Source organism: Streptomyces sp. NPDC090499 (assembly GCF_044769305.1).
GTDB lineage: Bacteria > Actinomycetota > Actinomycetes > Streptomycetales > Streptomycetaceae > Streptomyces.
The window spans coordinates 16,264-37,570 of sequence record NZ_JBIVXP010000019.1 but is presented as its reverse complement, the minus strand read 5'-3'; the positions used below and the strand labels follow the sequence as shown (position 1 = coordinate 37,570).

Below are 21,307 nucleotides of genomic sequence, written 5' to 3'. Positions count from 1 at the left end.
AAAGCACAGCTGCCCGAACACTGCCCCCAAAGAGACACGACCGCCCGCCGACGGCGGACCGGGAGCCCCCCTGCACACCAACTCTCCACACAATATCGACACATCATCCCAAATGACCACTTGTGCCGACTTTCCCGGCAAGCGTCCGAGTGGGTAATGTGAAATTCACAATTGGCGCACCTGATTTTACTCACCCGTGGCGGAGTTCCGCGACCGCGGTATCCAAAGGAGTATTCGCCCTGCTCCTTTCGGTGTTCCCCAGGCCTCAAGCACGGCTCGAGCGGGCCTTGGGAGATTGTGGTGCGCCGCCCGCCAAAAGGGCATTGTTGTCTCCGCGGGCTCGACGGGCAAGTTGTTGAAAGTGAATCGATTCCGCATCGAGGTGAACGAGAAAGCTGTGAACGGGGGAAAAGATCGTGATCGCATTCAACGTGCTCGGTCAATTGGAGGTCGTCGCCGGCGCGCGCGACCTCGCACCGACCGCACCACGGGTGAAGGCGGTGCTGGCACTGCTGGCACTCAACGCGAACCGGGTGGTCAGCACCGACACGCTGTTCGCCGAACTGTGGGACGACCGGCCGCCGCGCAGTGCGGCCACCACCCTGCAGACCTACGTCTACCAACTGCGCCGGATCCTGGACTCCGTGCCGCGCGGTGAGCGGCGCTGCGAGATCGTCACCAAGGCGCCGGGCTACGAACTGCGCACAGGACGGACCGACGCCGAGCGCTTCCTCGCCCTGGCTGAACAGGGGCGCTGCCTGTGGCGCCAGGGCCACGTCGCGGAGGCCTCCGAACGGCTGCGGCAGGCGCTCGGTCTGTGGCGCGGCGAGGCACTGGCCGACATCAGCCTCGGGCCGGAGCTGACCATGCACAAAGCCCACCTGTGTGAGCTGCGGCTGCGCGTGCTGGAACTGCGCATCCAGGCGGACGCACGGCTCGGCCGACACCAGGAGCTGATCCCCGAACTGCGGTCGCTGGTCGCCGAGCACCGGCTCAACGAGCGACTGCACGCCCAGCTGATCGACTCGCTGCGGGCCGCGGGCTACCGCGCCGAAGCGCTGCGGGCGTACCAGGACCTGCGCAAGGTGCTCAGGACCGAGCTGGGTCTGGAGCCTACGCCGGAGGTGCAGCGGCTGCAGGCCGAGGTGCTCAACGGTGGGCACGGCGGCTCGGTGACCGCCCTGCTCCGCACCGGCTGACCCGCCGTCACCCACCCGACAGATCCGGGACGGAACGACCGCTCCGTCCCGGACCATCGTCCTGCGAGGAGAACCCTGGCAATGGCACATGATCCGTCCATGTCCGTCGCGGGAGAACCGGAGGGCGGCCGGCCCCGCTTCCGCGGCCCGGCACGTACCGTGCTCGGCTACGGCCTGCTGGTCCTGGTGCCGGTGGCGCTGGCACTTCTGATGCTGAGATTCGGTGTCGGTCACCCGGTGCACGAGACCGCAGGAGCACCGAAGCCGGCCGAGCCCGCCGACCTGGTCGGCCAGGTGCTGGTGGCCGGGGCCGTGGTGGTCGCGGCGGCAGGTCTGCTGGGCCTGGCGGCCCGCGCGGTCGGCCAGTCGCCGGTGGTCGGCGAGATCCTGGCCGGACTGCTGCTCGGCCCTTCGGTGTTCGGGGCGCTGGCCCCCGGCGTCTCCAAGGAGGTGTTCCCCGCGGCGGTGACGCCGGTCATGAACACCCTGGCCCAGGTCGGTGTCGTCTTCTTCATGTTCCTGATCGGGCTGGAGATGCCGCTGACCATGCTGCGCAGGCTCGGCGGCAAGGTGCTCTCCGCCGGGCACGCGGCGCTCGCGGTGCCGTTCCTGCTGGGCATGTTCATCGCCCTGCGGCTGCGCGGCGACTACCAGCCCGACGGGGTGCGCACCGCGCCGTTCCTGCTCTTCGTGGCGCTGTCGGTGTCCGTCACCGCGTTCCCGGTGCTGGCCCGGATCCTGTCCGACCGCGAGCTGATCGGCACCCGGCTGGGCGCGATGGGCCTGGCGATGGCCGGGGTCGGCGACGTCACCGCCTGGTGCGCGCTGGGCGTGGTGGTCGCCGAGGTGCGCAACGGCTCGCCGCTGGGCGTCCTGGTCGCCGTGGCCGAGGTGGTGGCCTTCACCGCGGTGCTGTGGTTCGCGGTGCGTCCGGCGCTGGCGCACGTGCTGCGGGTGCTGGAGAGCCGACGCGGCGGGGTGCTGCCGATCGGCATGCTGATCACCTTCTTCGTGCTGGTCTGCGCGGTGACCACCAACGTGCTCGGCGTGCACGCGATCTTCGGCGCCTTCCTGGCGGGCGTGGTGATGCCACGGTCCTCCCGGACGGTGCGGGACTTCGCGCACCGGACCGAGGGCCTGGCGCTGTGGCTGCTGCTGCCGTTCTTCTTCGCCGCGGTGGGCCTGCAGACCCGGCTGCAGTCGGTCTTCTCGCTGTCCGCGCTCGGCGTGCTCGCGCTCGTGCTGCTGGTGGCGGTGGCCGGCAAGATCGGCGGGACCTTCGCGGCGGCCCGGCTGGCCGGCGAGGGCCGCCGGGAGGCGCTGGGGCTCGGCGTGATGATGAACTGCCGGGGCCTGACGGAACTGGTGGTGCTGAACGTCGGCCTCTCCCTCGGAGTGATCGACTCCCGGCTGTTCGCGGTACTCGTGGTGATGACCCTCGTGACCACCGTGGCGACCGATCCGCTGCTCCGTCTGCTGCGGCTCGACCGGCTCCCGGCGCCCTCCGAGGGCAGCCTGTCCAACGCCGGAGTCCCCGCCCAGGCCCAGGAGACGGCCGGGGCCCGTCAGCCGTGAGAACCGGGGCGGGAGTTCGCGGCGCGGCGCCCGCGTCCGCGCGGTGGGCCGGACCGGCCCCGGTGCCGTCCCGCCCGGTGCCGGGGGCCGCTTGCCCGGTGGCCGGGGCCGCTTCGAGCGGCCGTCGAGCGCCGCGGACGACAGTGGCCGTATGGCAGCTTTCACCGGTGCACCGAGACTCGAAGAGATCGCCGACGGGGTCCACGCCTTCCTGCAGCCCGACGGCGGATGGTGCCTCAACAACGCGGGGCTGGTGATCGACTCCGGCAGCGCGCTGCTGATCGACACCGCCGCCACCGAGGCGCGGGCCGGGCGGCTGCGCGAGCTGGTCGCGGACACCGCGCCGCGGCTCCCGCGGCTCCTGGTCAACACCCACGCACACGGCGACCACACCTTCGGCAACCACCTGTTCCCCGAAGCGGTCGTGGTGACGGCCGAGCGGACGCGGCAGGAGGCGGTCCGCACCGGACTGCATCTGACCACCCTGTGGCCCGACGTCGACTGGGGCACGGTCGAACCGGCCGCGCCCCACATCACCTTCGCCGAGGAACTCACGCTCCGCATCGGCGAACAGGAGGCGCGGCTGCGCGCCTTCGGCCCGGCGCACAGCTCCTGCGACACGGTGGTGTGGCTGCCGGACAGCCGGGTGCTGTTCGCCGGCGACCTGGTGATGAACGCGGTCACCCCGTTCGTGCTGACCGGCTCGGTCGGCGGCCTGCGCGACGCGGTGGCCGGGCTGCGGGCGCTCGAACCGGTCACCGTGGTACCCGGGCACGGCCCGGTCGGCGGCCCGGAGCTGCTGGACACCACCGAGCGCTACCTGGCCCGGCTGCTGGACCTCGCCGAGGCCGGCCTCGCCGAGGACCTGGACCCGCTGACGGTGGCCCGCGCCGCCGACCTCGGTGAGTTCGCCGCTCTCCTGGACTCCGAACGGCTGGTGCCCAACCTGTACCGCGCCTACGGCGAACTGCGCGGCGGACGCCCGGAGGACTTCGCCGGCGTCGACGAGATGGTCCGCGGCATGGCGGAGCTGCACGGCGGCTTCCCCGCCTGCCACGCCTGACGACAGACACAACGACTCCCACGGGACACCCCGCGGGGAGAGGACGGACACGTGAGCACGGAGCACGAGAGCGGCCCGGTCACCCTGATCGCGGTACTCGAAGCACCGGTCGAGAACACCGGGGAGTTCATCGAGGGCTGGCGCGCGCACCTGGAACGGCTGCGCACCGCACCCGGCTTCCGCGGCGCCCGCCTGCACCGGGCGCTGCGCGCCGAGCACCGCTTCCAGCTGGTCGCGGTCGCCGACTGGGCGGCCGCCGCGGACCTGGCCGCCGCGGCGGCCGGCGAGCAGGAGGGACCGGGCGCGGAGAAGTACGCGAAGACCGTCCATCGCGGGGTGTACCGGGTGATCGCCGAAGCCGCGTCCGGGGAGCGGCCGGACGGCGCCGGCGTGACCATGGTCAACCTCTTCGAGCTGCCGAACGAGCGGGTCGAGGAGTTCCTGGGTGCCTGGCGGCCCCGGGCGCAGCGGGCCAGTGAGTCACCGGGCTTCGTCGACTTCCGTATGCACCGGGCGGTCGCCGGAGCCTCGCTGCCGCTGGTGAACGTCGCGCACTACGCCAGTGTCGAGGTGTGGAAGGCGTTGCAGGCCGACCCGGAGTTCCAGGCCCGCAAGGCCGTCAACCCGCCGTACGCCACGGCCAATCCGGGCCTGTTCGAGGTGGTCGCCGAGGTGCGCTGACCCTCGGCCGGCCGGCTTCCACGCGGGCTTGAGCGGGCCGCGAGAGCGCCCCCACAGACTTCTTGACGACTTGTAACCAGCAGGAGGAGCGATGGTGGATCAGGCTACGACCGATGTGGTGATCCTCGGCGGCGGGCTCGCGGGTCTCACGCTCGCGGTCCAGCTCAAGAACGCCCGTCCGGAGACGGACGTGGTGATCCTCGACAAGCGGGAGGGCCTGGCGCCGGAGGCGGCGTTCAAGGTCGGCGAGTCGACGGTGCCGGCGGGCGCGCACTACTTCGCCGAGATCGTCGCGATGAAGGAGCACTTGGAGAAGTTCCACCTGAAGAAGAACGGCCTGCGGTTCTTCCAGCCCGCGGGCGGCAACCAGGACCTCACCAGGCGGATCGAGCTCGGCCCCCGGGAGTTCCCGGCGCACAACAACTACCAGATCGACCGCGGCCGGTTCGAGAACGAGCTGACCCGGATGGCACTGGACGCCGGCGTGGACCTGCGCCAGGGCGCCTCGATCACCGACGTGGAACTGCGCGAGGGCGACGCGGACCACACGGTGTCCTACACGCAGGGCGGCGTACCGCGCACCATCAGCGCCCGCTGGCTCGTCGACGCGGCCGGCCGCGCCCACTTCGTCAAGCGCAAGCTGGGCCTGTCCCGCGAGGTGTCCCACACCATCAACGCCTCCTGGTTCCGCCTCACCGGCGGCATCGACCTGGAGGAGTGGGGCAAGGACGACCCGCGGTGGATGGAGCGGATGAACCGCCCCGGCATCCGCAAGTTCTCCACCAACCACCTGATGGGCGAGGGCTACTGGGTGTGGCTGATCCCGCTGGGCTCGGACCACATCTCGGTCGGCGTCTGCGCCGACCCGCGGATCCACCCGTACGACGAGATCCGGACCTTCGAGAAGGTCCAGGAGTGGCTGCGCGCGAACGAGCCGCAGCTCGCCGAGGTGGTCGACGGCCGCACCGGCGACATCGCGGACTTCATCACCCTGAAGGACTTCGCCTTCAGCACCGACCGGGTGTACTCGCCGGACCGCTGGATGCTGGTCGGCGAGGCCGGTGCCTTCGTGGACGCCTTCTACTCACCCGGCTCGGACATGATCGGCTACGGCAACAGCGTCACCACCGACCTGGTCGTCCGGGACTTCGCCGGCGAGGAGATCGCCGAGCGGCTGGAGTTCTACAACGACTTCCATCTGCGTACCTTCCGGTTCGTGCTCTCCAAGGTCGAGGACCACTACCCGGCCTTCGGGAACCCGGCGGTGATGGTGCCGAAGCTGTGCTGGGACGCCATGCTCAACCACGTCGGCGTGGTGCTGGTCTTCGTCAAGAACCGCTTCCTGGACTACGCCTTCATGCGGCGGGTGCACGGCGACCTCGAGAAGCTGTACGCGGTCAACGACCGGGTACAGCAGGTCTTCCGCGACTGGAACGAGCTGGAGAAGGTGGTCACCGACGGCCCGGCCAACACCTATGTGCCGGCCAAGGCGATCAAGGACAGCCACGCCACCCTCGTGGTCGACTACACCGACGACGAACTGGCCGCCGAGATCTCCCGTGATGTCAGGGTCGCCGAGGCGCTGGCGGTCGCCGTCTTCCACCGGGCCGCCCGCGGACTGGGCGTCACCCCGGATCCGGAGGTTCCCGTCAACCCGTACGCGATCAGCCTGCGTCCCGAGGACTGGCAGCGCGACGGCCTGCACACCGGGCCGGTCCTGCTGACGCTGGCCCAGGCGGAGGAGATCTCCGAGGGCAGCCAGGGTCTGTTCGCCGACCCGCTGCTCGACGGTGCGGCATGAGCGAGCGCCACGCGGCGGGCCTGCTGCAGCCGGACCCGGCCCTGGTGGACCCGCAGGCGCTGCGCAGCGTCTGCGCCAACTGGGCCACCGGCGTCACCGTGATCACCAGCGGCAGCACCGGGCGGACCGCGGGCCTGACGGTGAACTCCTTCACCTCGGTCTCGCTCGACCCGGCCCTGATCCTGGTCTGCATCCACAACGACTCGAACGAACTGCCGGTCCTGCGGCGGACCGGCGCCTTCGCGGTGAACATCCTCGCCGCCGACCAGGAGGAGCTGTGCCGGTCCTTCGCCAGCCGGCACACCCGGCACACCGCGAAGGCCGCCACCCGGCCGGGGATCACCGGCGTGCCGGTGCTCCCCGACGCGCTGGCCTATCTGGAGTGCCGGATCGACCGCGAGGTGGACGGCGGGGACCACGTGATCGTCATAGGCGAGGTGATCGACCTGGCCGTGCAGCGCGAGGAGGGGCCGCTGACCTTCTTCCGCAACGCCTTCCACCGGCTGCCGGCCGCCTCCTGACAGCACCCGAGCAGTACCCGAGTAGTGAGGAGAAGACAGATGCCCACCGCCGGGCTGTGCACCGCCGCGGCCGCGATCGCCGTGACCGCCGGCCGCCGCGCCGAGGCCGCCGAACGGGCTCGCGAACTCGATCCCGTCGTGCTGGAGGAGATCGTCCGGGCGGGTTTCGCCCGGCACTTCGCCCCCGCGGCGGTCGGCGGCACCGCCGGTTCCTTCACCGAACTGGTGGAGGCCGTCCAGGTGATCGCCGAGGAGTGTCCGGCCAGTTCCTGGTGTGCCTCGCTGATCGCCTCGATCGCCCGGATGGCGGGGGCGTTCCTGCCCGAGCAGGGCCAGGCGCGGATCTGGGCGGCCGGCCCGGACACGGTGCTGGTCGGGTCCGTGACGCCGTTCGGCACCGCCCGGCCGGCCGCCGGGGGCTGGCTGGTCGCCGGCCGCTGGCCGTACATCAGCGGCATCGCCCACTCCGACTGGGCGCTGATGTGCGGCCTGGTGGAGTCCGGGACGGGCAGCGAGGCGCGGCTGTTCGCCGTGCCGCGCTCCGCGTACCGGATCGAGGACACCTGGCACAGCGTCGGCATGGCCGCCACCGGCAGCAACACCCTGGTCCTCGACGAGGTGTTCGTGCCGGAGCACCTCTCCTTCGACCGGGCCGACCTGTTCGCCGGGCGCACCGGCGAGGCCTGGGGCGGGGTGGCGGCGGCCTGCCATCGCGCACCGCTCCAGGCGGTCAACGGGCTGATGTTCGCCGCGCCGGCGGTCGGCGCCGCGCTCGGCATGGTCCGTACCTTCTCGGTGTACTTCGCCGAGAAGGCCGGCCACGCCCCGCAACTGCCCGGCACCACCGGCGTGCAGGGCGTGCGGGGCTCCGCCGAGCAGGCACTGGCCCGCTCGGCCGGCGAGGTGGACGCGGCCCGCCTGCTGCTGGAGCGGGCCGCCCGGCTCGCCGACGAGGGCGCCGCCACCCACCCGCTGGACACCACCCGCAACCTGCGGGACTGCGCCCTGGCCGTCGATCTGTCGGTGACCGCGGTCGACCGGCTGTTCCGCCAGTCCGGCACCCGCGGGCAGGCGGTCTCCGGTTCGATGCAGCGGCTCTGGCGGGACGTCACCGCCATCTCCACCCACGTGGCGCTGCAGTTCGAACCGGCCGCCCGCGGCTGGGTCGACCAGGTGCTCAAGGCCTGAACCGAGCCGCCCGTACGACGTCAGGGCGCCGGGACCTCGGTCGAGGTCCCGGCGCCCTGACGTCGTGGCGAACAGTAGTCGCGATCAGTAGTTGTGATCAGTAGTTGCCCAGGCCGCCGCAGACGTTCAGCGCCTGGGCGGTGACCGCCGCGGCGCCCGGGGAGACCAGGTAGGAGACCATCGCGGCCACCTCGCTCGGCTCCACGTAGCGGCCGAGCGGCACCCGGGTGGTGATCCTGCTGTGCGCCTCCTGCTCGTCCACACCCCAGATCCCGGCGTAGTGCTCACGCACCCGCTCGGCCATCGGGGTCTCCACGAATCCCGGGCAGACCGCGTTGACGGTGATGCCGGTCCTGGCCAGCTCCAGGCCCAGGGACTTGGAGAAGCCGACCACGCCGTGCTTGGAGGCGGTGTAGGGCGCGGCGTGCACCACACCCTGCTTGCCGCCGGTGGAGGCGATGTTGACGATCCGGCCGGTACCGCGCTCCAGCATGCCACCGCCGGTGAGCGCCGCCTTGGTGACCAGGAAGACGCTGTTCAGGTTGGTGTTGATCACGTCGAACCAGAGGTCGTCGGGGACCTCGGCGGTGGCGCCGCCGCCCGGCCGGCCGGCGTTGTTGACCAGCACGTCGAGCCGCCCGTAGCGCGCGACGGTGGCGTCGACCAGCGCCCGCACCTGCTCGGCCGAGGTGACGTCGCAGGTGCTGCCGTCGACGTCCAGGCCCTCGGCGCGCAGCTCGGTGAGGGTGTCCTCGAGGGTTTTGGCGGTACGGGCGCACAGGTAGACGGCGTGGCCCTGGCGGGCCAGCGTACGGGCGATCTCGTGGCCTATGCCGCTGGTGGCGCCGGTGACCAGCGCGACCGGGCGCCCGCTGTCGGTGGAAGGGGATGCGTTCATGCACACCACCGTCGCCGCGGCGGCTCGCGCCCCGGTCGAGCCCCGCTTAAGCCCCGCGGCACGGGCGTCGAGCCCGCCTCGACCGGGGCTCTTGGACGCGACTGAAGACTGAGCGCAATCAACGGCCGCGTGAAGGAGTCCGAGGAGATGGAGTCGACCGGCATCAGCGCCGAGTTGTACGCAGAGGTTCTTCAGTACTACGCGCGCCAGATGCAGGCGCTGGACGCGGGCAAGGTGGAGGAGTACGCCGCCACCTTCACCGAGGACGCGGTGTTCGGCCACACGCCCGGCCGTGAGCCGGCGCGCACTCGGGCCGGCATCCTGTCCGACCTTTACCAGGTGCGCGAGCGGTTCACCGCCGATCCGCAGCAGCGGCGCCACATGTTCACGATGGTCGACGTCGAGCGACTGGGCGACGGCAGGCTCCGCAGCACCTGCTACGCGCTGGTGCTGACCACCCGGCCGGGCGACGGTCCGGAGCTGGTCCGCAGCTGCGTGGTGCGCGACGTCCTGGTCCGCGAGGACGGGCGGTTGCACAACCAGGAGCGGCTCGTCGACCACGACGGTTTCTGAGAGAGGTGGTTGTGATGAGCCGACGAGTGGTCATCACCGGCATCGGCGTGCGCGCCCCGGGCGGCCGGGGCACCAAGGAGTTCTGGGACCTGCTCACCGCGGGCCGTACCGCGACCCGGCGGATCAGTTTCTTCGACCCGTCGTCGTACCGGTCGCAGATCGCCGGCGAGGCGGACTTCGAGCCGGTGTGGGAGGGGCTGAGCCAGCGGGAGATCCGCCGCATGGACCGGGCCACCCAGTTCGCCGTGGTCTGCGCCCAGGAGGCCGTGCGGGACAGCGGCCTGGACTTCGCGGGCGTCGACCCGGCGCGGATCGGGGTCACCCTGGGCAGCGCGGTGGCCGCGGCGACCAGCCTGGAGCGCGAGTACCTGGTGCTGTCCGACTCCGGCCGCAACTGGCTGGTGGACAGCGAGGAGTGGCTGTCGCCGCACATGTTCGACTACCTGGCGCCGAGCGTGATGCCGGCCGAGGTGGCGTGGAAGGTCGGCGCGGAGGGTCCGGTGTCGCTGGTCTCCAACGGCTGCACCTCCGGCCTCGACGCGGTCGGACATGCCCTGCAGCTGATCCAGGAGGGCTCGGCCGACGTCATCGTGGCGGGCGCCACCGACACCCCGATCACGCCGATCGTGGTGGCCTGCTTCGACGCGATCAAGGCGACCACCGCCCGTAACGACGAGCCGGAGACCGCCTCCCGCCCGTTCGACCGGTCCCGCACCGGCTTCGTGCTCGCCGAGGGCGCCGCGATGTTCGTCCTGGAGACCCTGGAGTCGGCGCAGCGCCGTGGCGCCCCGGTCTACGCCGAGGTCAGCGGCTACGGCACCCGCTGCAACGCGTACCACATGACCGGGCTCAAGCCGGACGGCCGGGAGATGGCCGAGGCGATCCGGGTCGCCCTGGACCAGGCCCGCGTCAACCCGACCGACGTGGACTACATCAACGCCCACGGCTCCGGCACCAAGCAGAACGACCGGCACGAGACCGCCGCGGTCAAGCGCGCCCTCGGCGACCACGCCTACCGCACGCCGGTCAGCTCGATCAAGTCGATGGTCGGCCACTCGCTGGGCGCCATCGGCTCGGTGGAGATCGCCGCCTGCGCGCTCGCCATCAAGAACGGCGTGGTGCCGCCCACCGCCAACCTGCACGAGGCCGACCCCGAGTGCGACCTCGACTATGTGCCGCTGACCGCGCGCGAACTGGACGTGCGGACCGTGCTCACGGTCGGCAGCGGCTTCGGCGGCTTCCAGACCGCGATGGTGCTGCGGCGCCCGACCGGGGAGAAGGAATGACCAGGACCGTAGTCACCGGGATCGGCGCGCTCGCCGCCAACGGGCTGGGCACCCAGGACTTCTGGGCCGCCACCCGGGAGGGCCGGCACGGCCTCGGCGAGCTCACCCGGTTCGACGTGACGAAGTACCCGGCCAGGCTGGCCGGCGAGATCCGCGGGTTCGACGTGACCGACCACCTGCCGGACCGGCTGCTCCCGCAGACCGATGTCTCCACCCGGTACGCGCTGGTCGCGGCCGGCTGGGCGCTGGAGGACGCCAAGGTCGACCCGGCCAGCCTGGTCGACTACGACATGGGCGTGGTCACCGCCAACGCCCTCGGCGGCTTCGAGTTCACCCACCGGGAGTTCCACAAACTGTGGACTCGGGGCCCGCAGACGGTCAGCGTCTACGAGTCGTTCGCCTGGTTCTACGCGGTGAACACCGGGCAGATCTCCATCCGGCACGGCATGCGCGGCCCCTCCAGCGCCCTGGTCACCGAGCAGGCCGGCGGCCTGGACGCGATCGGCCACGCCCGGCGGACCGTGCGCCGCGGCACCCCGCTGGTGGTCGCGGGCGGCGTCGACTCCGCGCTCGACCCCTGGGGATGGGCTGCGCAGATCGCCGGCGACCGGCTCTCCACCAGCACCGATCCGGGCCGCGCCTACCTGCCCTTCGACCGGGACGCCGACGGCTACGTCCCCGGCGAGGGCGGCGCGCTGCTGGTGCTGGAGGACGCCGAGGCGGCGCTGCGCCGCGGCGCTCCGGACATCCTCGGCGAGATCGCCGGCTACGCCAGCGGTTTCGACCCCGCGCCGGGCTCCGGCCGTCCCCCGGCGCTGCGCCGCACCGTCGAGGCGGCGCTCGCCGACGCCGGGGTGACGGCCGGCCAGGTCGACCTGGTCCTCGCCGACGCGGTCGGTGTGCCCGCTCTGGACCGGGCGGAGGCGGCCGCACTGCACGAGGTGTTCGGCCCCGGCGCGGTGCCGGTGACCGCGCCGAAGGCCGGGTCCGGCCGCACCTACGCGGGCGGCGGCGCGCTGGACACCGCCGTCGCGCTGCTGGCGATCCGCGACGGCGTGATCCCGCCCACCCCCGGCACCCGCGAGGTGCCCGCCGAGTACGGCATCGACCTGGTCCGCGACCGGGCCCGGGAGGCGGCCGTGCGCACCGTGCTCGTGGTCGCCCGCGGCCTGCGGGGCTTCAACTCGGCCGTCGTCGTCCGTGCCTGGGACGCCGACACCGCCAACGACCTTTCCTGAGGAGACAGTTGTGAACATCACCGTGGACGAGATCCGCCGTGTCATCGTCGCCAGCGCCGGCGCCTCCGAATCCGGGGTCTCCGACGCCGACTTCGCCGACACCTCCTTCGACGCGCTCGGCTACGAGTCGCTGGCCCTGATGGAGACCGCCACCGCGATCGAGAGCGAGTTCGGCGTGCTGATACCGGACGAGCTGCTCTTCGAGGCCCGCACGCCTCGTGAGCTGGCCGAACTGGTCCGCTCCGCGAAGGAGGCCACGGCCGCATGAGCCCGCTCACCCGAGAGACGGAGCACAGCAGGGAGGTACACGCCCCCGCCGACCGGCTGTACGCGCTGGTCGCGGACGTCAGCCGCTGGCCGGTGCTGCTGGGGCCGTGCGTGCAGGCCCGGCAGATCGAGCGGGACGGTGCCGACGAGCGGATCGAGCTGTGGGCGCGGACCAACGGCACGATGGCGACCTGGACCTCCCGCCGCTCCCTGGACCCGCAGGCCCTGCGGATCTCCTTCCGGCAGGACCGGTCCACCGCACCGGTCGCCGCGATGTCCGGCGAGTGGTCCTTCCGCCCGGCCGGCGACGGCCGCACCCGGATCGTGCTGACCCATGCGTTCTCCGCCGTGGACGACGACCCCCGGGCACTGGAGTGGATCGCCCAGGCGGTGGACCGCAACAGCGTCGAGGAGCTGGCCGCACTCGGCGGCTTCGCCGAACGCCCGCATCCTCTGGAGCAGTTGGTCTTCTCGTTCCACGACCGGGTGGTGGCGCCCGGCGCGGACCCGGCCGACGTGTACGACTTCGTGCACCGCTGCGACCTGTGGCCCGAGCGGCTGCCGCACGTCGGCCGGGTCGGCCTCACCGAGGACCCGGCGGGCGTGCAGGTGATGGAGATGGACACCCTCACCTCCGACGGCCGCAGCCACACCACCGCCTCGGTCCGGCTGTGCGTGCCCGGCGAGCGGATCTCCTACAAGCAGACCGTGCTGCCCGCCCTGCTGTCCGGGCACAGCGGTCTGTGGGAGTTCGAGAGGTCGGGCGGCGGCACCGCGATCGTCTCGCACCACACCGTGGCGGTCGACCCGGCCGCGGTGGCGCGGACGCTCGGCGCGGACACCACCTTCGAGCAGGCGTGCGCGCACGTCCGCGACACCCTGGGCGCCAACAGCCGGGCCACCATGGAGGCGGCGTGCGCCTACGCGGCATCGGTGGTGCGGCGCCCATGAACCCCACGCGGAAGCTGGCCGGCCTCGCCCTCTCGCCGGACACCGACGCCGACCGGGTGTGCATGGTCGCGGGCGAACGCTCGCTGACCCGGCGCCAGGTCCGCAACGAGGTGGCCCGGGCCCAGGCCGAACTCCTCGAACGCGGCCTGGTCCCGGGCCGGCGGGTGCTGGCGCTGCTCGACCACGGGCCGGAGGCGGTGTTCTTCCTCGCCGCGGCCAGCTCGCTCGGTCTGCACCTGCTGATGCCCTACGGACTGCAGGCGGCGGCGCTGTCCGAGTGGCTGTCCATCGCGGACGCCGCCGAGCCCGACGCGGTGGTGCACTTCAAGCGGGACCGGGCAGGCCTGGACGTGCTGCGCGAACGCTGCGCCACCGTGGTGGAGCTGCCGTTCCCCACCGGCGAGGCGCCCGAGGCGGAGGTGACGGTGCTCCACCCCGAGCCGGTGGAACACTTCCTGGTGCTGTTCACCAGTGGCACCACCGGCAAACCGAAGGCGATCAGCATCGGCGAGGCGCACATCTGTGCCCGGATCGGCTGGGTCACCCGCACCATGGGCTACGGCCCGACCGCCCGGATCTTCATGACCGGTCTGATGAACAACACCACCGGTGTCATCAACTCCTTCGGTGCGCTGCTGCACGACGGCACCGTGGTCTTCCCGGAGACCCCGGACCCCGGCCAGTGGCCGGCCCAGGTGGCCCGCCACCGGGCCACGCACCTGGCGCTGCGCCCGGTGGCGCTCAAGCGGTTCGTGTCGGCGGCGGGCACGGGCGGGGACGACCTGTCCTGCCTGCGGGTGGTCTCCTACGGCGGGGCGGCCGTTCCCCGTACGGTGCTTGAACAGGGCCGCGAGCTGGTGCGCTGCGACTGGATCCAGGGCTACGGACTGACCGAGACCTACGGTCCGTTCTGCTTCCTGGACGAGCAGGGGCACGCCGACGGGCACCACCTCAAGCACGTCTACTGCATCGGCAGGCCCGACGACTCCCTGGAGGTGCGCCTGGAGCCGGTGGCCGGCCACCCGGACGGCGTCGGCGAGATCCTGGTCCGCGGCGACTCGGTGATGGAGGGCTACGTGGACGTCGCCTCCGGTGTGGTCCAGCCGGTCGGCGAGTGGCTGCGCACCGGTGATCTCGCCGAGTGGAGCCCCGACGGCGACCTGGTGCTCAAGGGCAGGCTGGCCGGGGTGCTGCTCAGCGAGAACGGCCACCGCATCTATCCCGAGGAGGTCGAGGCGGTGCTGGCCGGCACCCCGGGAGCGGACGAGGTGGTGCTGGCCGGCCTGCCGAACCCGAACGGCCCGCACGAGCTGCCGGTCGCCTGCCTGTGCGGTCCGATCGGCCTGCACGGCGCCGAGGAGCTGCGCGCACTCGTCACCGCCGAACTGCGCGGCTCGCTGGCACCGGAGAAGTGGCCGGACCGGATCTGGGCCACCCCCGAGCCGTTCGCGCGCAGCGCCAACGGCAAGATCATGCGCGGCGAGGTGGCCGCCGGCGTCGACCCGGCCCGGGTCGTGCTGCTGAGGGGCGGTTCCGATGGCTGAGACCACGGAGCGGCTGCGGGTGCCCGAGCACGTGTACCGGGCGCTCGGCTACCTCTTCCCGCGGCTGATGTTCCTGAACGCGCGCTACGCCCCGCAGGTGCACTGGGGCGACATCGCGGCGGCCCTGGACGGCTTCCCGGCCGACGACCTGGACCTTGCCTCCGCCGGGTTCTGGAACCTCTGGCGGGAGCGCTGGACCGCTCGGGCCGAGGACTACACCGCCCTCGCCGAGGGGTCCGGCACGACGGCCGGGCGCAGCCGCGCACTGCGTGGCGCCGCCGCGGCCTACCACTGGGCGGAGTTCCAGTACTTCGACGACCGGGCCGTCAAGCAGCGGTTGCGGCAGCGCATCCGGGACTGCTTCCTGGGCAGTCTGGCGGGCACCGACCTCGAGGTCACCGAGGGGTCGCTGCCCGGCACCGGCGCGGGCTACTGGGTGCTGCGCACCGGGGCGATGCGTGCGTCGGGCGAGCCACTGCCCGCGGTGGTGCTCTCCAACGGCCTGGACTCGGCCACCGAGGTCGAGGTGGTGGCGTTGGCCGAGGCCTACCTGGAGCGCGGCATCGCCGCCGTGCTCTTCGAGGGCCCCGGCCAGGGGGTGCGGCTGGGCCGTACCCCGGTGCTGGTCGAGATGGAGCGGGTGGTCGCCGAACTGCTGGAGAAGCTGCGCACCGAACCGGGGATCGCCGCCGACCGGCTGGCCTTCGCCGGTATCAGCTTCGGCGGCTACCTGGCGCTGCGGGTGGCCCGGGAACTCGGCGAGCACTTCCGGTGCGTCGTCAACTTCGGCGGCGGGCCCGCGATCGCCGAGTTCGAGGGCCTGCCGCGGCGGCTGAAGGACAACTTCCGGTTCGCCTTCGGCGTCGGTCCTGGCGCCGACCTGCAGCCGCGCTTCGACGAGCTGGCGATCGAGCCCGGCCCGGCGCCGGCCACCGAGGTGCTGAGTGTGTCCGGCGCGCTGGACGACATCTTCCCGGTCGAGGGGCTGTACCGCCTCGACCAGGCATGGTCGGGCCGGCACACGCTCGAGGTGCACCCCAGGGAGGCGCACACCAGCCTCAACCTGATCAACTCCTACACCCTGCGTACCGCCGACCTGGTCACGGAACGGCTGGCGGGCCGCGCCTGACCGGGGAGGAGGGCCTGCCCGGCGACCGGCCGGGCAGGCCCTTCGCGTTCCGCCGGGCACCACCGGGGCCCGGGAACCGCCGCCGTCAGCGGCGCTCGGTGAGGGCCGGAGCGGACGCGAGCAGTCCGGGGTGCAGGTCGTGGTCGAGTCCGGCGTGCACGAAGACCCGCTTGAGCAGGGTGACGAAGGTCTGGGCCTCGTCCGGCTCCAGCCCGCCGAGCAGCCGGTCCTCGAAGCCGCTGACCAGGGCCTCGGCCTCGGCGTGCAGGCTGCGGCCGGCCGGGAGCAGGTGGACGGCGTGGGCACGGCGGTCGGTGGGATGGCGGCGGCGCTCCACCAGTCCGCGCCGCTCCAGCTCGTCGACCAGGCCGACCATCACGTTGCGGTGCACGTTCAGCGGTCCGGCGAGCTGGTGCTGACTGCGGCCGTCCTCCTCGATCAGGAGGTTGAGCAGGCCGAACTGGCGGGGGTGGATGCCCAGCGGTGCGAGCACGTCGACGAGCTGCTCCTGCACGTGGGCGCTGAGGTGGGTCATCACGCAGGCGGGGTGGTCGAACAGCAGTTGAGTACTCACGACGTCATGATACCCCCAATGAATTATCACCTTGAGGGATAGTCACCAGAAGTGCATACTGGCTCCGTGACTCAAGACATCTCCGCAACCACGCCAGGCGCCCCGCCGCAGGAATCCCCGGGTGGCGCCGCACCCGACCCGAAGCGCCGGCTGGCCTTCGCGGTCGTCCTGATCGCAGGGTTCATGGACCTGGTCGACACGACGGTCGTCAACGTCACCGTCCCGAGCATCCAGCGCGACCTGCACGCCGACTACGCCCAGATCGAGTGGGTGATCGCGGCGTACGTGCTCTCCTTCGCCGCGCTGCTGATCCTCAGCGGGCGGCTCGGCGACATCTTCGGACGCAAGCGCGTCTTCCTGATCGGCATGGGCTGCTTCACCGTCGCCTCACTGCTGTGCGGCGTCGCGGTCAACCCCGAGATGCTGATCGTCTCCCGGTTCGTCCAGGGCGCCGCGGCCGGCCTGATGGTCACCCAGATCCTGGCGATCCTGCACGTGGTCTTCCCGCCCGGCGAGCGCGGCAAGGCGGTCGCCGTCTTCGGCGCGGTCACCGGTTCCTCCGCGGTCTTCGGCCTCGCCCTCGGCGGCCTGCTCGTGCAGTGGGACCTCTTCGGCTGGGAGTGGCGCCCGATCTTCCTGGTCAACGTCCCGGTCGGGATCGCCGCGCTGGTCGCCGGCGCCCTGGTGATCCGCGAGTCCCGCGCCCCGCAGCGCCCCAGGCTCGACCTGCTCGGCATGCCGCTGGCGCTCGCCGCCGTGGTGCTGCTGGTCTACCCGCTCACCGAGGGCCGCCGCCTGGGCTGGCCCGCCTGGACCTTCGGCATGCTCGCCGGTGCCCTGGTGCTGCTCGCGGTCTTCCTCGCCTACGAGCGGCGCCGCTTCGCCAAGGTCGGCTCCGCGCTGGTCGAGTTCGGCGTGTTCCGCTCCCGGTCGTTCTCGGTCGGCATGGCGGTGTGGTTCCTGTTCTGGACCGCGGTGGGCGGATTCTTCTTCGTCTGGACGCTCTTCCTGCAGCAGGGCCTCGGCTGGACGCCGATGCACGCCGGTCTGACCGCCGCCACGTTCGCCATCGGTGTCGGCATCGGCGCCGGCAACGCCCCCGACAAGCTGGTCCCCAAGTTCGGCCGCAACGTGCTGGTGGCCGGCGGCATCATCAACGCGGTCGGCTTCATCGCCTTCTCCGTCCTGGTCGCCCACTACGGCCACAGCCTGGCGTCCTGGCAGATCATCCCGGTGCACATCGTCTCCGGCATCGGCTTCGGCCTGATCGTCGCGCCGACCCTGGATCTGCTGCTCGGCCAGGTCCCCGGCGAGCAGGCGGGCAACGCCTCCGGCCTGCTGAACACCGTCCAGCAGCTCGGCATGGCCCTCGGTGTCGCCCTCACAGGTGTGATCTTCTTCGCCCAGGTCGGCAACGCGGCCGGCCACGCCGCCGACGAGGCCACCCCCGTACTGAAGTCGGGCCTCAGCAGTGCCGGCGTCACCTCCCAGGACCGGCTCCTCGACGACTTCCGCGGCTGTGTGCAGCAGCGCGCCGACTCGGTCGACCCGGGCAAGGTGCCCGCCGACTGTGTCAAGAGCGACCCGAAGACCGCCGCCGCGTTCGGCCGGGCCATCGCCCGCGCCGACTCGGTCAGCTACTCGTCGGGCTTCCGGACCGTCCTGCTGCTGGACGCCGGCATCCTGGTGATCGCCGCCGCCGGCTTCCTGACCCTGCCCAAGCACTCGCGGCCCGCCGACGCGGCCGCCGTGAGCACCGAACCCACCGAGGTGACGGCATGAGCAACGAGAAGAACGTCCTGGTCCTCGGCCGCGAGCGGCACCTGGTCGACGCCTCCACCGACATCATCGAGGCCAACGGCTTCACCGCGGTCGGCGTGACCCGTGACGCGGAGGCCCTCTCCCTGCTGGACACCGGCCGGTTCATCGCCGTCCTGGTGGGCAGCGGCGTCGAACGGGAGTCCCGGCCGCCCGTGCGTCAGCACGCCGCCCCGCACGGCACCGTCGTCCTCGAAGCACAGCGCGTCCCCATGCAGACCGTCCAGGACCACGTCCGCGACGTGATCGTCCCGCGGTTGCTGCAGATCGCCTGACCACCACCGCACCAGGTCCCCGGATCCGGCCTTCCCCCACCGGGTCCGGGGCCGCCGCGCGCCGGGGGTTCAGCGGCGGTGGACGCTGACGGCGTACCCGCCGCCGTCATAGGGGTCGGCGTCCCAGGTGGCGAAGCGGTCGACGAGGGTGAGACCGGCCGCGGCACAGTGGTCGTCGTACTCGGGCAGGGTGAGGCCGGGCGGCACCGGCAGATGGGCCTCGTCCAGGCCGAACCCGGCGACCAGCAGGCCGCCGGGGCGCAGGACCGCGGCCAGGTGCCCGGTCACGGCGGCCTCGGTGCCGGCGGCGAGCAACGGGAAGATGTTGCCCGCGGCCACCACGAGGTCGAAGTCCGCCGCGATGCCGAGCCCGCGGGGCTCGAACCCGGCCAGGTCGGCCTGGAACCAGGGCAGGTCCGGCGCCTGTTCCCGCGCCACCGCCAGCATCGACGCGTCGAGATCCACGCCGACGCAGTCGTAGCCGAGCTCCGCGAGCCGGATCATGACCCGTCCGGTGCCGCACCCGGCGTCCAGCACGCGCGCTCCGGCGGGCGCCAGCGCCGTGCACAACCGCGCCTCCCCGTGCACGTCCCTGCCGTCGCGGGCCAGGGCGGCGAACCGTGCGGCGTAGTCCTTCCCGGACGTGCCACCGGTCAGTTCGTCCCAGCGATTCATGCGAGGAACTATAGGCCGGGGTGGGCCGGGCATCAGGCGCCGAAGACCTGGAACTCCGAGACCTGCCCGGCCGGCCAGCCGTTGTTGGCGGTGAAGGTGAGCCGGACGTAGCGGGTGGTGGCCGTGGCGGGGAGGGTGAGGGTCGCGGTGTTCCCGGTCGCCGGGTCGAAGGTGTAGCCCGCCGAGGCGAGCAGCTGGGTGAAGGTGCCGCCGTCCGTGCTGCCCTGGACGGAGACGGTCTGGGTGCGGGTGGCCCAGGCGGCCGCGGGCGGCAGGTCGAGGACGATCCGCTTGACGCCGGTACCGGCGCCCAGGTCGACCTGGACCCACTGCGGGAAGGCGTTGTTGGCGGACTCCCAGTAGGTGCCGGTGTCGCCGTCGGTCGCGTTGGACGAACCGTAGACCTGGGTGTGGCTGCTCTCCGAGGTGGGGCGGTGCAGGGCGAGGTTGGTGGTGCCGGACGGGGGGTCGGTGGTGACGGTGACCTGGTTGGAGGGCTGCGACACGTTTCCGGCCGCGTCCTGGGCGACGACGTCGAAGGTGTACGCGGTGGACGCGGCGAGTCCGGTGACGGTGAACGAGGCGGCTCCGGTGGTGCCGACCTGGGTGGTGGTCGAGCCGGACACCTGGAGGATGCGGTAGCCGGTCACGCCGACGTTGTCGGTCGACGCGTTCCAGGCCAGCGAGACGGAGTTGCCGGTGTGCCCGGTGACGGTCAGGGAGCCGGGCGCGGACGGCGGTGCGGTGTCGCCGGTGGGCAGGACCGGCTGGGTGGGGCGGGTGGCGGTCAGCGCGATCTGGCCCTTGAGCATGCGGCCGCCGTCGCCGGTCAGGCGCAGGTAGTAGTCGGCGGAGCAGGCGGTGCCGTCCTCGTCGAGGGCGAGGAATCCGGAGTCGGTCGGCACCCACGCCTGGGTCTCGGCCGTCTTGGCGATCTGGTTGCCCTCGTTGTACTCGTCGAACATCGAGATGTAGATGCCCTGCACCCCGGCCCGCACCATGTTGTAGAACTGCCGCCACATGAAGTCGCCGTGCGCGCGCTGCCGGGCGGAGACGTCACCGGGCAGCACGCAGGGCTGGAAGTCGATGCCGTTGGCGTTGCAGTCGGCCTGGTCGGGGACGGTGTACGTGGTGTACGCGTTGTCGGCCTCGGTGATGTTCCCGATGGCACCGACCATCCACGGCGAGATCATGTTGAAGGCGTGGTAGACGCCCAGGAAGCCGGACTGCGAGCCGCCGGTCCCCGTCCGCCATTCGCGCGGGACGCCTCCGATGACGTAACAGCCCTGGTTCTTGAACCAGTTGACGACGTCGAGGCAGGCGTCGGCGGTGAAGGGGTGGTTCGGGTCGTTGAAGCCGAAGCCCCAGATGCACACTACGGGCTTGCCGTTCTGCTTCGCGTACGCCGAACTCGCGGTGTGGGCGGACATCTTGTTCGTCCAGTCCGTCTTGATCTCGGACTGCATGTTCGTCCAGTTGGAGACGTCGTACATGATGTAGAACTTCCGGCTGTAGGCCTCGGCGGCGCTGCGCACCTTGGTCGCCATGGCGTCCCGCGTCGGGCCCTCGCCGCCGGTGGGGTTGAAGCGCTGCAGGGCCGCGGTGTCGATGCCGTTCTGCTGCATCCACAGGAAGTGGGTGTTGACCGTCTGCTGGTCGTACGAGGAGAACAGCCTGGCGGGCTGACCGTTGCCGAGGGCCGCGTACGACGTCTGGTACGTGCTGGTGTAGTCGCGCAGGTCGGGCCAGCATTTGATGTTGGTGTTGGTGGGGGACGGCGCCTGGCCCCAGTTCTGGCTCCAGTGCCACCAGCCGTTGATGGGCGCGCCGTCGCCGACGCAGGCGAACCAGCCCTGGTAGCCGACGGTGATCTTGCCGACCACGTCGCCCGGCGCACTGGCCGCCGACGCGGCCGGGGCGAGTACGGTCCCGGCGGCGCCCACGGTACCCACCGCACCGGCCGCGACCGCGGCCCTCAAGAAGACTCTGCGTGTGACACCCATCTGGACTCCTCTGGTCGAGTGGCCTTCGGTGGCCGGTGCCGCCGGGCG

The 21,307-nt window shown here is 71.9% G+C and carries 20 protein-coding genes; 16 read left to right on the top strand and 4 right to left on the bottom strand.

Features of this window, described 5'->3' with window-relative positions; all coding sequences use genetic code 11:
- Positions 1 to 416: 416 nt before the first annotated feature.
- From ACIQVL_RS41755 to ACIQVL_RS41725, 7 genes are all read left to right on the top strand, one after another.
- A complete protein-coding gene (locus ACIQVL_RS41755) occupies positions 417 to 1,199 on the top strand; it encodes a BTAD domain-containing putative transcriptional regulator (protein ID WP_403437952.1) in 783 nt (260 codons plus the stop codon).
- A gap of 99 nt (positions 1,200 to 1,298) precedes the next feature.
- Positions 1,299 to 2,774, top strand: a complete 1,476-nt coding sequence (locus ACIQVL_RS41750) for a cation:proton antiporter (RefSeq protein ID WP_403437950.1) — start codon at positions 1,299 to 1,301, stop codon at positions 2,772 to 2,774.
- 151 nt (positions 2,775 to 2,925) lie between these two features.
- On the top strand, positions 2,926 to 3,837 hold the full coding sequence (locus ACIQVL_RS41745; protein ID WP_403437949.1) for an MBL fold metallo-hydrolase: 912 nt from the start codon (positions 2,926 to 2,928) through the stop codon (positions 3,835 to 3,837).
- Positions 3,838 to 3,888: 51 nt separating this feature from the next.
- Positions 3,889 to 4,518: an antibiotic biosynthesis monooxygenase gene (locus ACIQVL_RS41740; RefSeq protein ID WP_403437946.1), complete on the top strand. Its 630-nt coding sequence runs from the start codon at positions 3,889 to 3,891 to the stop codon at positions 4,516 to 4,518.
- Between the two features lie 91 nt (positions 4,519 to 4,609).
- Positions 4,610 to 6,319: an NAD(P)/FAD-dependent oxidoreductase gene (locus tag ACIQVL_RS41735; protein ID WP_403478082.1), complete on the top strand. Its 1,710-nt coding sequence runs from the start codon at positions 4,610 to 4,612 to the stop codon at positions 6,317 to 6,319.
- Positions 6,316 to 6,840, top strand: a complete 525-nt coding sequence (locus ACIQVL_RS41730) for a flavin reductase family protein (RefSeq protein ID WP_403437941.1) — start codon at positions 6,316 to 6,318, stop codon at positions 6,838 to 6,840. The genes ACIQVL_RS41735 and ACIQVL_RS41730 overlap by 4 nt, the downstream gene beginning before the upstream one ends.
- A 39-nt stretch (positions 6,841 to 6,879) precedes the next feature.
- Entirely contained in the window at positions 6,880 to 8,028 is a 1,149-nt protein-coding gene (locus tag ACIQVL_RS41725; RefSeq protein WP_403478081.1) for a hydrolase, read from the top strand.
- Positions 8,029 to 8,125: 97 nt separating this feature from the next.
- Here ACIQVL_RS41725 and fabG read toward each other — a convergent pair whose 3' ends face one another.
- On the bottom strand, positions 8,126 to 8,926 hold the full coding sequence (gene fabG, locus ACIQVL_RS41720) for a 3-oxoacyl-ACP reductase FabG (protein ID WP_403437937.1): 801 nt from the start codon (positions 8,924 to 8,926) through the stop codon (positions 8,126 to 8,128).
- Between the two features lie 129 nt (positions 8,927 to 9,055).
- Here fabG and ACIQVL_RS41715 point away from each other — a divergent pair, with 129 nt between their 5' ends.
- From ACIQVL_RS41715 to ACIQVL_RS41685, 7 genes are read left to right on the top strand one after another with little or no spacing between them, the layout of a single operon-like run.
- On the top strand, positions 9,056 to 9,499 hold the full coding sequence (locus tag ACIQVL_RS41715; protein ID WP_403437935.1) for a nuclear transport factor 2 family protein: 444 nt from the start codon (positions 9,056 to 9,058) through the stop codon (positions 9,497 to 9,499).
- A 14-nt stretch (positions 9,500 to 9,513) separates the two neighbouring features.
- Entirely contained in the window at positions 9,514 to 10,785 is a 1,272-nt protein-coding gene (locus ACIQVL_RS41710; protein ID WP_403478080.1) for a beta-ketoacyl-[acyl-carrier-protein] synthase family protein, read from the top strand.
- Positions 10,782 to 12,023 carry a ketosynthase chain-length factor gene (locus ACIQVL_RS41705; protein ID WP_403478079.1) on the top strand — a complete coding sequence of 414 codons (1,242 nt, stop codon included), beginning with the start codon at positions 10,782 to 10,784 and terminating at the stop codon, positions 12,021 to 12,023. The genes ACIQVL_RS41710 and ACIQVL_RS41705 overlap by 4 nt, the downstream gene beginning before the upstream one ends.
- A gap of 10 nt (positions 12,024 to 12,033) precedes the next feature.
- On the top strand, positions 12,034 to 12,291 hold the full coding sequence (locus tag ACIQVL_RS41700) for an acyl carrier protein (RefSeq protein WP_403437928.1): 258 nt from the start codon (positions 12,034 to 12,036) through the stop codon (positions 12,289 to 12,291).
- Complete coding sequence (locus ACIQVL_RS41695; RefSeq protein ID WP_403437925.1) at positions 12,288 to 13,241, top strand: aromatase/cyclase; 954 nt, start codon at positions 12,288 to 12,290, stop codon at positions 13,239 to 13,241. Before ACIQVL_RS41700 ends, ACIQVL_RS41695 begins: the two co-directional genes overlap by 4 nt.
- Positions 13,238 to 14,785, top strand: coding sequence for an AMP-binding protein (locus tag ACIQVL_RS41690; protein WP_403478078.1), 1,548 nt, complete (start codon positions 13,238 to 13,240; stop codon positions 14,783 to 14,785). The genes ACIQVL_RS41695 and ACIQVL_RS41690 overlap by 4 nt, the downstream gene beginning before the upstream one ends.
- Positions 14,778 to 15,914, top strand: a complete 1,137-nt coding sequence (locus ACIQVL_RS41685; protein ID WP_403437921.1) for an alpha/beta hydrolase family protein — start codon at positions 14,778 to 14,780, stop codon at positions 15,912 to 15,914. Before ACIQVL_RS41690 ends, ACIQVL_RS41685 begins: the two co-directional genes overlap by 8 nt.
- Positions 15,915 to 15,999: 85 nt before the next feature.
- Here ACIQVL_RS41685 and ACIQVL_RS41680 read toward each other — a convergent pair whose 3' ends face one another.
- On the bottom strand, positions 16,000 to 16,488 hold the full coding sequence (locus tag ACIQVL_RS41680; protein ID WP_403478077.1) for a MarR family winged helix-turn-helix transcriptional regulator: 489 nt from the start codon (positions 16,486 to 16,488) through the stop codon (positions 16,000 to 16,002).
- 66 nt (positions 16,489 to 16,554) lie between these two features.
- Between ACIQVL_RS41680 and ACIQVL_RS41675 the strand changes: the two genes are divergently transcribed.
- Together ACIQVL_RS41675 and ACIQVL_RS41670 are read left to right on the top strand one after the other, a co-directional pair.
- Positions 16,555 to 18,270: an MFS transporter gene (locus ACIQVL_RS41675; protein WP_403437917.1), complete on the top strand. Its 1,716-nt coding sequence runs from the start codon at positions 16,555 to 16,557 to the stop codon at positions 18,268 to 18,270.
- Positions 18,267 to 18,581, top strand: a complete 315-nt coding sequence (locus ACIQVL_RS41670; protein WP_403437915.1) for a hypothetical protein — start codon at positions 18,267 to 18,269, stop codon at positions 18,579 to 18,581. Before ACIQVL_RS41675 ends, ACIQVL_RS41670 begins: the two co-directional genes overlap by 4 nt.
- 69 nt (positions 18,582 to 18,650) lie before the next feature.
- On the opposite strand, the gene ACIQVL_RS41665 is transcribed toward ACIQVL_RS41670, so the two are convergent.
- On the bottom strand, positions 18,651 to 19,256 hold the full coding sequence (locus ACIQVL_RS41665) for a class I SAM-dependent methyltransferase (protein ID WP_403478076.1): 606 nt from the start codon (positions 19,254 to 19,256) through the stop codon (positions 18,651 to 18,653).
- A gap of 32 nt (positions 19,257 to 19,288) precedes the next feature.
- Positions 19,289 to 21,259, bottom strand: coding sequence for a discoidin domain-containing protein (locus ACIQVL_RS41660; protein ID WP_403478075.1), 1,971 nt, complete (start codon positions 21,257 to 21,259; stop codon positions 19,289 to 19,291).
- Positions 21,260 to 21,307 lie beyond the last annotated feature (48 nt).

Coding starts and splice junctions, on each gene's coding strand:
- ACIQVL_RS41745 (WP_403437949.1), top strand. CDS start 2,926: ATGGCAGCTTTCACCGGTGCACCGAGACTCGAAGAGATCGCCGACGGG.
- fabG (WP_403437937.1), bottom strand. CDS start 8,926: ATGAACGCATCCCCTTCCACCGACAGCGGGCGCCCGGTCGCGCTGGTC.
- ACIQVL_RS41750 (WP_403437950.1), top strand. CDS start 1,299: ATGTCCGTCGCGGGAGAACCGGAGGGCGGCCGGCCCCGCTTCCGCGGC.
- ACIQVL_RS41690 (WP_403478078.1), top strand. CDS start 13,238: ATGAACCCCACGCGGAAGCTGGCCGGCCTCGCCCTCTCGCCGGACACC.
- ACIQVL_RS41710 (WP_403478080.1), top strand. CDS start 9,514: ATGAGCCGACGAGTGGTCATCACCGGCATCGGCGTGCGCGCCCCGGGC.
- ACIQVL_RS41660 (WP_403478075.1), bottom strand. CDS start 21,259: ATGGGTGTCACACGCAGAGTCTTCTTGAGGGCCGCGGTCGCGGCCGGT.
- ACIQVL_RS41730 (WP_403437941.1), top strand. CDS start 6,316: ATGAGCGAGCGCCACGCGGCGGGCCTGCTGCAGCCGGACCCGGCCCTG.
- ACIQVL_RS41670 (WP_403437915.1), top strand. CDS start 18,267: ATGAGCAACGAGAAGAACGTCCTGGTCCTCGGCCGCGAGCGGCACCTG.
- ACIQVL_RS41705 (WP_403478079.1), top strand. CDS start 10,782: ATGACCAGGACCGTAGTCACCGGGATCGGCGCGCTCGCCGCCAACGGG.
- ACIQVL_RS41665 (WP_403478076.1), bottom strand. CDS start 19,256: ATGAATCGCTGGGACGAACTGACCGGTGGCACGTCCGGGAAGGACTAC.
- ACIQVL_RS41725 (WP_403478081.1), top strand. CDS start 6,880: ATGCCCACCGCCGGGCTGTGCACCGCCGCGGCCGCGATCGCCGTGACC.
- ACIQVL_RS41695 (WP_403437925.1), top strand. CDS start 12,288: ATGAGCCCGCTCACCCGAGAGACGGAGCACAGCAGGGAGGTACACGCC.
- ACIQVL_RS41735 (WP_403478082.1), top strand. CDS start 4,610: ATGGTGGATCAGGCTACGACCGATGTGGTGATCCTCGGCGGCGGGCTC.
- ACIQVL_RS41685 (WP_403437921.1), top strand. CDS start 14,778: ATGGCTGAGACCACGGAGCGGCTGCGGGTGCCCGAGCACGTGTACCGG.